This is a genomic window from Micromonospora sp. MA102, assembly GCF_025460765.1.
GTDB classification, from domain to species: Bacteria; Actinomycetota; Actinomycetes; order Mycobacteriales; family Micromonosporaceae; genus Micromonospora; species Micromonospora halotolerans.
In genome coordinates, this window is record NZ_JAMWEG010000001.1 from 45,802 (window position 1) to 57,124 (window position 11,323).

General features: G+C 74.1%; 12 protein-coding genes. 1 reads left to right on the top strand and 11 read right to left on the bottom strand.

What is annotated here, in order from left to right; all coding sequences use genetic code 11:
- Positions 1–5: 5 nt before the first annotated feature.
- From rimM to proS, 5 genes are all read right to left on the bottom strand, one after another.
- Complete coding sequence (gene rimM, locus NFX44_RS00225; protein ID WP_262281414.1) at positions 6–548, bottom strand: ribosome maturation factor RimM; 543 nt, start codon at positions 546–548, stop codon at positions 6–8.
- Positions 548–808, bottom strand: coding sequence for an RNA-binding protein (locus NFX44_RS00230; protein WP_030500803.1), 261 nt, complete (start codon positions 806–808; stop codon positions 548–550). The genes rimM and NFX44_RS00230 overlap by 1 nt, the downstream gene beginning before the upstream one ends.
- The gene (gene rpsP / locus NFX44_RS00235) at positions 783–1,256 is read right to left on the bottom strand and encodes a 30S ribosomal protein S16 (protein ID WP_262281415.1); all 474 of its coding nucleotides are present in this window, start codon (positions 1,254–1,256) and stop codon (positions 783–785) included. The genes NFX44_RS00230 and rpsP overlap by 26 nt, the downstream gene beginning before the upstream one ends.
- Positions 1,257–1,498: 242 nt before the next feature.
- Positions 1,499–2,119, bottom strand: a complete 621-nt coding sequence (locus NFX44_RS00240; RefSeq protein WP_262281416.1) for a DUF402 domain-containing protein — start codon at positions 2,117–2,119, stop codon at positions 1,499–1,501.
- Positions 2,120–2,168: 49 nt separating this feature from the next.
- The gene (gene proS / locus NFX44_RS00245; RefSeq protein WP_262281417.1) at positions 2,169–3,575 is read right to left on the bottom strand and encodes a proline--tRNA ligase; all 1,407 of its coding nucleotides are present in this window, start codon (positions 3,573–3,575) and stop codon (positions 2,169–2,171) included.
- A 218-nt stretch (positions 3,576–3,793) separates the two neighbouring features.
- On the opposite strand from proS, the gene NFX44_RS00250 reads away from it, so the two are divergent.
- A complete protein-coding gene (locus NFX44_RS00250) occupies positions 3,794–4,366 on the top strand; it encodes a TetR/AcrR family transcriptional regulator (RefSeq protein WP_262281980.1) in 573 nt (190 codons plus the stop codon).
- 44 nt (positions 4,367–4,410) lie between these two features.
- On the opposite strand, the gene NFX44_RS00255 is transcribed toward NFX44_RS00250, so the two are convergent.
- The 6 genes from NFX44_RS00255 to NFX44_RS00280 form a co-directional block, all read right to left on the bottom strand.
- Positions 4,411–5,499 (bottom strand): amidohydrolase family protein, encoded by a 1,089-nt coding sequence (locus tag NFX44_RS00255; RefSeq protein WP_262281418.1) that lies wholly within the window; start codon positions 5,497–5,499, stop codon positions 4,411–4,413.
- 103 nt (positions 5,500–5,602) lie between these two features.
- Complete coding sequence (gene ffh / locus NFX44_RS00260; protein WP_262281419.1) at positions 5,603–7,156, bottom strand: signal recognition particle protein; 1,554 nt, start codon at positions 7,154–7,156, stop codon at positions 5,603–5,605.
- Positions 7,157–7,749: 593 nt separating this feature from the next.
- Entirely contained in the window at positions 7,750–8,406 is a 657-nt protein-coding gene (locus tag NFX44_RS00265; RefSeq protein WP_262281420.1) for a response regulator transcription factor, read from the bottom strand.
- On the bottom strand, positions 8,403–9,527 hold the full coding sequence (locus NFX44_RS00270; protein ID WP_262281421.1) for a sensor histidine kinase: 1,125 nt from the start codon (positions 9,525–9,527) through the stop codon (positions 8,403–8,405). Before NFX44_RS00270 ends, NFX44_RS00265 begins: the two co-directional genes overlap by 4 nt.
- A gap of 20 nt (positions 9,528–9,547) precedes the next feature.
- Entirely contained in the window at positions 9,548–10,369 is an 822-nt protein-coding gene (locus NFX44_RS00275; protein WP_262281422.1) for an ABC transporter permease, read from the bottom strand.
- Positions 10,359–11,261, bottom strand: a complete 903-nt coding sequence (locus NFX44_RS00280; RefSeq protein WP_262281423.1) for an ABC transporter ATP-binding protein — start codon at positions 11,259–11,261, stop codon at positions 10,359–10,361. Before NFX44_RS00280 ends, NFX44_RS00275 begins: the two co-directional genes overlap by 11 nt.
- Positions 11,262–11,323 lie beyond the last annotated feature (62 nt).

The window sequence follows — 11,323 nt, forward strand, 5'->3', positions numbered from 1 at the left end:
TCCAGTCAGAGGTCGAGCAGCCCGGCGGGCAGCTCCACCACCACGCGTCCGCCCGCGACGTCGACCTCGGGGACGATCGCCTTGACGAACGGGATGAGCGCGGTGCGGCCCTCGGGGCGCCGCAGCACCAGCAGGTCGGAGGCGGGGGCGTGGTCGATCCGGGCCACCTCGCCCAGCCGCTCGCCGGCCGGGGTCACCACGGCCAGCCCGACCAGCTGGTGGTCGAGGAACTCCTCCGGGTCCTCCGGCGGAGCGACCTCGGCGCTGTCCACGCCGAGCAGGGTGCCGCGCAGCGCCTCGGCGACGTCGCGGCCGAGCACGCCCTCGAAGGCGACCAGCAGCCGTCCCTGGTGCCAGCGGGCGGCCTCGATGGTCAACTTCTCCGGCACCCGGTAGGCCCCGGGCGCCGGAGGCGCGACCGCGCCGGGGTCGGTGACGAGCACCGACCCCGGCGCGAAACGTGCTTCGGGCTCATCGGTCCGCACCTCCACGGTGACCTCACCGCGGATGCCGTGCGGCTTGCCGATCCGGCCGACGATGAGAAGCATCAGTACGAGTCGACGATGTCGACGCGTACCCCGCGCCCACCGATGGAGCCGATCACCTGGCGCAGCGCCTTGGCGGTCCGGCCGGACCGCCCGATCACCGTGCCGAGGTCCTCCGGGTGCACGCGGACCTCGAGCCGCTTGCCCCGGCGGGAGTCGACCATGCGCACCCGGACGTCGTCCGGGTGGTCGACGATCCCCTTGACCAGGTGCTCCAGGGCCGGACGCAGTGCCATGTCAGGCCTGCTCGCCGGACTCGGCACCGGTCTGCTCCTCGGCCTTCGGCGCCTCGGCCTGAGCGGCCGGGGCCTGGGCGGCCGGCGCCTGGGCCTTGGCGGCCTTCTTGGCCGGGGCCGGGGTGTCCGCCACGCCTGCGGCGGCCTTCGCCTCGGCCTCGTACGCCGCCTTGCGGTCGGCCCGCTCCGCGGCGACCTTCAGCGGCGGCGGGGCCGGCAGGCCCTTGAACTTCTGCCAGTCACCGGTCAGCTCCAGCAGGCGCTGCACGGCCTCGCTCGGCTGCGCGCCGACCGACAGCCAGTACTGGACCCGCTCCGACTTGACCTCGATCACCGAAGGGTCCTCCTTCGGCTGGTACACACCGACGAACTCGATGGCGCGACCGTCACGCTTGGTGCGCGAGTCGGCGACGACGATGCGGTACTGCGGGTTGCGGATCTTGCCCATCCGCAGGAGCCGGATCTTTACGGCCACAGTTGTTTCGCTCCTGTTGCGATTTCACCGGCCCGGTACGGGCGGTGTGGCGGGTGAGCGCCGCCCGGCACAGTGGGGTTGGGCCGGAGACTGCTCGGTTAACTGGCGACGCGCCCGGGTTAGAGGGCGCCGGACGCGCGCCGGATACCAGCGACCCATTCTGCCAGATCCCACCCGGATCTCTCACACCGGACCCGGACAGCCCGGCCGGGTCGCCCCCGCCGGTGACGAACGACACAGCGTCAGCGGACCGGCGGCCGGTCCCAGCCGGGCGGCAGTTCGTCCGGTACGTCCCAGTCGGCGGGTGGGGTGAAGTCGCACCAGGTGCCGTCGAAGGGGAACTCGCCGGCCTCGGCGATCCGGATCACCCGCTCCCCCTCGGCCCGGACCGCCTTCTCGTCCGGCACCCAGTAGTGCTGCGGAAAGGCCAGGCGCTCGACGAACTCGTCCTCGTCCTTCCACTCCCAGCTCAGGTCCGGGTGGACCACCACGTCGAGGTCCTGGTCGACCATGTCGACCCCGGCCACCGTGCCGTCGTCCCAGCGGATGCCGGGCTCCTCCAGGTTGACGTACCAGTTCTTGAACCGGCCCCGGTCGTCCCGGAACCACCAGACCGAATGGGCGGCGCCGGTGGGCAGGAACTTCAACACCGGCGGCCCGTTCCAGCGCCCCTGGGCGAGCCGGTAGGACGAGGTGATCCACTCGGCGAACGGCACGACCCGCATCCCCAGCCCCGCCTCGGTCACCTCGTGCGCCACCGGGCTGCTCCGGGCCACCCAGAGCAGCAGCCCCCGGTCGTCGTCGAGGACCACGCGGGACGACCGGACCCAACCGATCCGGCCGTGCCGCACGTTGCGATGCATGATCAACCGCCCGGGCGCGAACCGGCCGGCGGGGTCGCCCGGACGCACCTCAGTAGGCGCGGGCGAGGATGGCGACCAGGTCCGGCTCGTCCTCGGAGTCGGGCACCGAGCCGTCGGCACGGAGCAGGCACCGGACGGTGACGCCCTGGCCGTTCGCCTCGGCCTCGCCCTGGACGCCGACCTCCGACCACGGCACCTTGGCCCAGCCGGTGGCGGCCGCCTCGAGCGCCTCGGCCAGCGTGCCGACCTCGACGGTCCGGGACTGCCGGAACGCCAGCGCCTGGTCGTGCAGCGTCTGCTGGTCCGCCTCCAGCGCGGCGAGCACCGCGCCCACCACGTCGGCGACCGGGACCGGGGCCTTCGAGCCGTCCGTACGCCGCACCACCACCGCGTTGCCGGCAGCCAGGTCGCGGGGGCCGACCTCGACGCGCACCGGGTAACCGCGCAGCTCGGCGTCGACCGCGCGGCGGCCGAACGCCGTGTCGGTCCGGTCGTCCAGCGCGACCCGGACGCCGGCGTCGCGCAGCGCGTCGCGCAGCTTGGCCGCCGCCTCGCCGACGCCCTCGCCGTCCTTGACGACCATCACGTACGCCTGGACCGGCGCCAGCTTCGGCGGCACGCGGAGGCCGTTGTCGTCGCCGTGGCACATGATCAGCCCGCCGAGCATCCGGGTGGAGGTGCCCCACGAGGTGGTCCAGGCGTGCTCCCGGCCGCCCTCGGCCGAGGAGTAGCTGATGTCGAAGGCCTTGGCGAAGTTCTGCCCCAGCTCGTGGCTCGTGCCCAACTGGAGCGCCTTGCCGTCGCCCATCATGCCTTCGCACGTGTAGGTGGCGGTGGCGCCGGCGAAGCGCTCGCGGGCGGTCTTCAGGCCGACCACCACGGGGATGCCGAGCACGTTGACCATCAGGTCCTCGTACGCCTCGTGCAGGATCCGGCGGGCGTAGGCCCGGGCGTCCTCCCGGGTGGCGTGCGCGGTGTGGCCCTCCTGCCAGAGGAACTCGCTGGTGCGGAGGAAGATCCGGGGGCGCAGCTCCCAGCGGACCACGTTCGCCCACTGGTTGAGCAGCAGCGGCAGGTCCCGGTAGGAGTCGATCCACTTGGCCATGAACTCGCCGATCACCGTCTCGCTGGTGGGGCGGACCACCACCGGCTCGGCGAGCTGCTTGCCACCACCGTGGGTGACGACGGCCAGCTCCGGCGAGAAGCCCTCGACGTGCTCGGCCTCGCGCTTGAGGTAGCTCTCCGGGATGAAGAGCGGGAAGTACGCGTTCTCCGCGCCGGCTGCCTTGATCCGGGCGTCCATCTCGGCCTGCATCCGCTCCCAGATGGCGTAGCCCGCCGGTCGGATGACCATGGTGCCCCGCACCGGGCCGTTGTCGGCGAGCTTCGCCTTGGCGATCAGGTCCTGGTACCAGCGGGGAAAGTCCTCCGCACGGGGAGTGAGCACGCGTGCCATGACCGCACATCCTATGCGCCGGGCGGGCGGCCGCTGCGCCCGGGAGTCGGCGCGCGTCGTGTCGCGCCGACCGACCGTAGACTTCGACGACGATGGGTGAGCTTCCAGATGCCGGCGCCCGGCCGCCGCGCCACGCGAAACGCGCCGAGCCGGAGGTGTCGCGCGACGGGTCACGGCGCGGCGCGGGACGCGCCGAGCCGGAGGTGTCGACGCCGCGGCTGCGGGACACGATCGTGGACGCCGCCCGCGCGCAGACGATCGCCGCGGGCTGGGACGGCGTCCGCATGGGCGGGGTGGCGCAGGCCGCCGGGGTGAGCCGGCAGACCGTCTACAACGAGTTCGGCAGCAAGGCCGGCCTGGCCGAGGCGCTCGCCCGGCGCGAGGTGGACCGCTTCGTCGGGGAGGTCCGCGCCGCCCTCGACGCGCACGGCGCCGACGTGCGGGCCGCGGCGTACGCGGCCATCCGCCACACCCTCGCCGCCGCCGCGGACAACCCGCTGGTCAAGGCGATCCTCACCAGCGCCCGGGGCGGCTCCGACGAGCTGCTGCCCTACCTGACCACCCGGTCCGAGCTGGTGCTGGCCGAGTCGTCCGCGGCCCTGCTGGAGTGGGCCGACCGGCACCTGCCGGAGGGCGACCGCGCGGCCCGGGCCTTCGCCGCCGACACGATCGTCCGCCTGGTGGTCAGCCACATCGTGCTCCCCCGGTCGCCGGTCGACGAGACCGCCGACCAGCTGGCGACCCTGGCCCTGCACCTCTTCCACACGGCCGCCACCCGGCCGGCGGGTTGATCAGGACGGTCGCGACGGCCCGGCCGCCGACCCGGACCTCCTGATCAGCGAGGGATGGGAAGGACGCGGCCACGGAGGATGATGCGCGACGGGGCGCGGACCACCCGCAGGTCGCGGCGGGGGTCCTCGGGGTAGACGGTCAGGTCGGCCAGGCCGCCCTCGACCAGGCCGGGGAAGCCGAGCCACTCGCGGGCCCGCCAGGAGGCGGCGGCGAGCACGTCCTCGGCGGACATCCCGGCCTGCTCGTGCAGGAGCAGCATCTCCTCGGCGGCCAGCCCGTGGTCGATGCCGCCGCCCGCGTCGGTGCCCACGTAGATCGGCACCCCGGCCTCGTGCGCGGCGCGGACCACCTCGGGGAACCGGTCACGCAGGGCGAGCATGTGGTCGGCGTACCCGGGGAACTTCGCGCGGGCCTGCTCGGCGATGTGACCGAAGGTGCGGATGTTGATCATCGTGGGCACCAGCGCGGTGCCCTGCCGGGCCATCAGGTCGACGAGGTCGAGGCTCAGCCCGGTGCCGTGCTCCACCGAGTCCACCCCGGCCCGCACCATGATCTCCACGGCCGACTCGGAGAAGGTGTGCACGGCCGCGCGCGCACCGGCGGCGTGCGCCGCGGCGACCGCGGCGGTCATCGTGTCGGCGTCCCAGGCCGGCGCCAGGTCACCGACCCCGCGGTCGATCCAGTCGCCGACCAGCTTGACCCAGCCGTTGCCGGCGGCGGCCTGCGCGGCCACCGTCGCGGCCACCTCGGCTGCGCCGACCTCCACGCCGATGTCGCGCAGGTAGCGCTTCGGCGGCGCGACGTGCCGGCCGGCGCGGGCCAGGCGCGGCAGGTCCGCCTCGTCGTCGAGTTCCGGGTACGGGTACGGCGAGCCGGCGTCGCGGATGGCCAGCACGCCGGCGTCCCGGTCGGTTCGGGCCAACTCGCGGGCCTGGTCGAGGGAGGTGATCGGGGCGCCGCCGCGGGCGATGCCGATGTGGCAGTGGGCGTCGGTCAGGCCGGGCAGCACGAAGCCGCCGTCGACGACCGTCTCGGCGCCGGGCACCGGTTCGAAGGTGACCCGGTCGCCGACCAGCCAGACGTCCCGGACCTCGTCGTCCGGCAGGAGCACACCGCGCACATGCAGAGCCATGTGCACAGTCCTACCCGATCACTCCCGCGGGCGCGTCACGAGCCCGCCGCGGTACGCCGACGGCCCCGCCCCCGGGAGGGGACGGGGCCGTCACCGACACGCGTCAACGCGGGCCCTTGTCACCGCCCTTGCCGAGCTTGTTGAAGTCGATCTTCGGCAGCTTGAAGCCCGGCGGCAGGCCCTGGCCGCCGGCCAGGTCGCCCGGGTCGAGGCCCGGCGGGAGCTGCGGCATGCCGCCCGGGAAGCCGCCCGGCACCCCGGCGCCGGTGCGCGGCCGCCCGCCGCCCTTGGTGCCCTTGCGCTTGTTCTTCGGCGACTTGGTCGCCTTGCGCCGGCCGCCGCCGGGCAGGCCCATCATGCCGCCCATCTGCTTCATCATCTTCTGCGCTTCGGCGAAGCGGTTGAGCAGCTGGTTGACGTCCATCACGGTGACGCCGGAGCCGCTGGCGATGCGGGCCCGGCGGGAGCCGTTGATGATCTTCGGGGTGGTGCGCTCGGCCGGCGTCATCGACCGGATGATCGCGGTGACCCGGTCGAAGTGCTTGTCGTCCAGCTCGGCGAGCTGGTCCTTCATCTGCCCCATGCCGGGCATCATGGCCAGCACGTTGGCGATCGGGCCCATCCGCCGGACCGCGATGAGCTGGTCGAGGAAGTCCTCCAGGGTGAACTGCTCGCCGCCCATCAGCTTGGCGGTCATCTTCTCCTTCTGATCGGAGTCGAAGGCCGCCTCGGCCTGCTCGATCAGAGTGAGGACGTCGCCCATGCCGAGGATCCGGCTGGCCATCCGGTCGGGGTGGAAGACGTCGAAGTCCTCCAGCTTCTCGCCGGTGGAGGCGAACAGGATCGGCTGCCCGGTGACCTCCCGGACCGACAGGGCGGCGCCACCGCGGGCGTCACCGTCAAGCTTGGAGAGGACCACGCCGGTGATGCCGACGCCGTCGCGGAACGCCTCGGCCGTGCGGACCGCGTCCTGACCGACCATGGCGTCGATGACGAAGATGACCTCGTCGGGCTGGACCGCGTCGCGGATGTCGGCGGCCTGCTGCATCATCTCGGCGTCGATGCCGAGGCGGCCGGCCGTGTCGACGATGACGATGTCCCGGGCGGCCCGCCGGGCGTGCTCGATCGAGTCGCGCGCGACCTGCACCGGGTTGCCGACGCCGTTGCCGGGCTCCGGGGCGTACACCTCGACGCCGGCCCGGCCACCGAGCACCTGGAGCTGCCCGACGGCGTTGGGGCGCTGGAGGTCGGCGGCGACCAGCAGCGGCTGGTGGCCCTGCGCCTTGAGCCAGCGGGCCAGCTTGCCGGCGAGGGTGGTCTTGCCGGAACCCTGGAGACCGGCCAGCATGATCACGGTCGGCGGGTGCTTGGCGAACTGGAGCCGCCGCCCCTCGCCGCCGAGGACGTTGATCAGCTCCTCGTTGACGATCTTGATGATCTGCTGGGCCGGGTTGAGCGCCTGAGAGACCTCGGCGCTGCGCGCCCGCTCCTTGACGGCCGCGATGAAACCCTTGACCACCGGCAGGGCGACGTCGGCCTCCAGCAGCGCCATGCGGATCTCGCGCGCGGTGGCGTCGATGTCGGCGTCGGTGAGCCGACCCTTGCCGCGGAGCTTGGTGAAGATCCCGGACAGGCGGTCACTCAAGGTGTCAAACACGCAAACATCCCGTTTGTCGGTGTGGCGAGCACAGTCGGCCGGCACGAACACGTCCGGCTACCCGCAAGGGTAACGGTCCTGCCCACGCACTGCCTCCCGCCGGCCCGCCCCGCTCCGCGCCGCCCCTAATCGCCGCCCCTAACCGCCCCACCGCCCGCCACCGACGGGCAGCCACCCGGCCCGCCCGGACCGCCCGGCCCGCCCGGAGATCTTGGTACGAAATGGCCCCTCAGAGGGCCATTTCGTACCAAGATCTTCCGGAGTCTCAATGTCCGGACCCATGGTCTTGAGCAGTGGGAAGGCGACAGCAGGAAGAGGCGGGAATCGGGCGGCGTGCCGGTTCTACGGTCGGTCGCGGCTGGCGACGGCGGCCCCGGGTGGCCGAGGTCGCCGCAGTCTTCGCCGCTAGGAACGTGATGACGTGGATGACTCACCACGGAGGCGTCCGCCTCGTGCCGGCCGACCCGCGGGGCCGGATCGGCGCCGCCCGATCCGCACCGCCTCGGGCTGAATCGTTCACGACATCACGTTCGTAGCGACGGACAGGAACATCCAGAACCCCCGCGCTCCCTCCGGGGCCGAGCGCCGGTGGGTCAGGAGGCGACCAGGCCCGACTGGTACGCGAAGACCACCAGCTGGGCCCGGTCCCGGGCGCCCAGCTTGACCATGGCGCGGCTGACGTGGGTCCGCGCGGTCGCCGGGCTGACGACCAGCCGCTCGGCGATCTCGACGTTACTCAGCCCCTCGCCGACCAGGCCCACCACCTCGCGTTCCCGGTCGGTGAGAGCGTCGAGCCGGGGGTGCGGGCGGGGCACCCGGGCCGGCCGGGTGGCGAACTCCCGGACCACCCGCCGGGTCACCGACGGGGAGAGCAGCGCCTCCCCCTCGGCGACCAGCCGGATGGCCCGCAGCAGCTCGGCCGGGCGGGTGTCCTTGGTGAGGAAGCCGCTGGCGCCGTGCCGGAGCGCGTCGAAGACGTACTCGTCCAGCTCGAAGGTGGTCAGCACGACCACCCGGGTGCCGGCCAGCGCGGGGTCGGCGACGATCCGGCGGGTCGCCTCGATGCCGTCGACGCCGGGCATCCGGACGTCCATCAGCACCACGTCGGGGCGTTCCCGGCGGGCCGCCGCGACGGCGGCGAGCCCGTCGGCGGCCTCCCCGACCACGGTGAGGTCGTCCTCGCTCTCCACCAGGGCACGCAGGCCGATCCGGACCAGGTCCTGGTCGTCGGCGAGCAGCACACGGATCATGTGACCTCCTCCACGGGCAGTGTGGCGGACACCCGGAAGCCACCGGCGGAGGCGGGGCCGGCGGCGAACACGCCGCCCAGGGCGGTGACCCGCTCCCGCATGCCGGCCAGCCCGTAGCCGGGCCCGTTCGCCGGGGTGGCCGCGCCGCGGCCCGTGTCGGTGACCTCCACGGCGACCTCGGTCGGCGCGTACCGGATCCGGACGGTGGCCGTGGCCGGTCCGGCGTGCCGCAGCACGTTGGTCAGCGCCTCCTGCACCACCCGGTACGCGGCCAGGTCCACCGCGACCGGGAGCGGGCGCGGCGCACCGTCCACCTCGACGGTGACCGGGAGCCCCGCGCCGGCCAGCCGCTCGCGCAACTGCGGGAGCTGGGCCAGCCCGGGCGTGGGGGCGCGCTCGTCGGCGGCCTCGTCGCGGCGGACCACGGTCAGCGTGACCCGCAGCTCGTCGAGCGCCTCCTTGCTGGTGCGGCTGATCGCGGTGAGCGCCGCCTCGGCCTGCTCGGGCTTGCGGGCGAGCAGGTGCAGGGCGATCTCGGCCTGGAGGTGGATCGCGGCGAGCCCGTGGCCGACCACGTCGTGCACCTCCCGGGCCACCCGCAGCCGCTCGGCGTCGGCCAGCCGGCGTGCCTCGTCGGTGCGGCTGCGCGCCGCGTTCTCCCGGCCGAGCCGCACGGTGACGCCCACCGCGAACGGCACCACGATCCAGGCGGCGGCCGGCATCAGCCCGACCACGCCGGGCGGGCGCACCCCGACGAAGACGTGCGTGAGCAGCACGAGCAGCGCCACACCGTTGGCCACCGCCGCGAGCCGGATCGGCCGGTACGCGGCCACCGTGTAGACCGCCACGAAGAACGACAGCAGGATCGGCCCGTACGGGTAGCCGAGGGCCAGGTAGGCGGTGCTCGCCGCGGTGACCACCGCCAGGGTGGCCAGCGGCCAGATCCGGCGGACGGCCACCGCGAGCGCGGCCACCACGACCAGTGGGTAGGCACCCGGCCCGGCTTCAATGCCCTGGTTGTGGCCCGCCGGCGCGGTGCCGGCCAGCCCGATCACCAGCAGGGCCAGGGCGACGAGGCCGTCCAGGAGCCGGCGGCCCCGGTCGCCACGCTCGCGGTCCACGTCCCCTCCCCCGCCCCGCCTCAGCCGATGTCCCGTCGGCGCAGCAGCACCGCGCCGACGGCCGCGAACCCGACCAGGTACGCGGCCACCACCACGGCCGCCTGCCCGCCGCCGACGGCGGCCGCCACTCCGGGCGTGTCCCCCGGCGCGCCGAGCGCGGCGGCCAGCGACCCGGCGTTCGGCCCGGGCAGTCCCTCCTGCGCCTTCGCCACCCAGTCGACAAGTGGCGCGGCGATCGCGGCGAGCAGGTTCTGCACGGCGAGCATCCACACCAGGCCCAGCCCGACCGGCAGCGCCACGGCGCGCAGCGCGACGGCCAGCACGGCACCGAGCATGGCCCACATCGTCGCGATGAGCCACCCCGCCCCGATCCCGGTGAGCAGGTCGCCGACCGACGGCCAGGTCACCGGCTGCGCCTCGGCGGACGCGATGAGCAGGCTGGCGACCGCGCCGACCGCGAAGACGGCCAGCACCACGGCCAGCGCGGCGGCGGCGAGGGCGAGCAGCTTGCCCGCGTACACCTCCAGCCGGGTCGGGCCCTGGGTCAGCACCGTCTTCCAGGTGCCCCAGCCGTACTCGCCGCCGACCGTGAGCACGCCGAGGATCAGCAGGATCGAGCCGAGGAAGACGGGGAGGCCGCCGAGGGAGTTGCCGACCAGCTGGTCGGGGAGCAGCGCGGGCAGGGCGCGGCCGGAGTTCGGGCCGTCGGTGCCGCCCGCGACGCCCGCGTACGGGAAGACGTAGGTGAAGATCAGCGAGAGCACCAGCGTGATGGCCAGCAGCAGCCAGCTGGCCGGCCGTCGGACGAGCTTGACCGTCTCGGCGCGGAAGCTACGCGACATCGGCCGTTCCCCTCTCCACGAGGTCGAAGAAGACCTGCTCCAGGTCCCGTTCCCGGGGACGCAGCTCGCGCACGGCGAGCCCGGCCCCGACCAGCTCGGTGTTGAGCCAGGCGGCGCGGTCCGGCTCGACGGCCAGCTCCAGCCCGCCGTCGACCACCCGGACCCGATCGGCGCCGACCAGTTCCCGCGCCCGGGCGGCCGCCGCGTCCAGCGGCTCGGCGAGCAGCCGCAGCCCGGCAGCACCGCGCAGCTCGGCGACGCTGCCCTCGGCGACCAGCCGGCCGCGGGCGATCACGCCGACCCGGTCGCACACCTGCTCGACCTCGCCGAGCAGGTGGCTGGAGACCAGCACCGTGCAGCCGGCCGCGCCGAGCCGGCGGATCAGCGTGCGCATGTCCGCCATGCCGGCCGGGTCGAGTCCGTTGGTCGGCTCGTCCAGGATGAGCAGGCGGGGATCCTTCAGCAGCGCGGCGGCCACACCGAGCCGCTGCTTCATGCCCAACGAGTAGCCGGCGTAGCGGTCGCCGGCCCGGTCGGTGAGGTCGACCAGGTCGAGCACGAGCGCGACCCGGTCGGCGCCGACCCCGGCGTAGCAGGCCAGCACCCGCAGGTTCTCCCGGCCGGAGAGGTACGGGTAGAAGGCCGGCCCCTCGATCAGCGCCCCGACCCCGGTGAGCCGGCCGGCGGCGGGTGGCCGGCCGAGCAGCCGGACCGTGCCGGCGGTGGGCCGGACCAGCCCGAGCAGCATGCGCAGGGTGGTGGTCTTGCCGGCGCCGTTGGGGCCGAGGAAGCCGTACACCTCGCCGGCCCGGACGGTCAGCTGGAGATCGTGCACGGCGGTCAGGCCGCCGTACCGTTTGGTGAGCCCTTCGGTCTGCACTGGCAGGTTCATGCCACCGAGCGTCCCGCCGGACGGGCCCCGGCACGTCGCCCCGCGAGCGGCTCCGCGCCTAC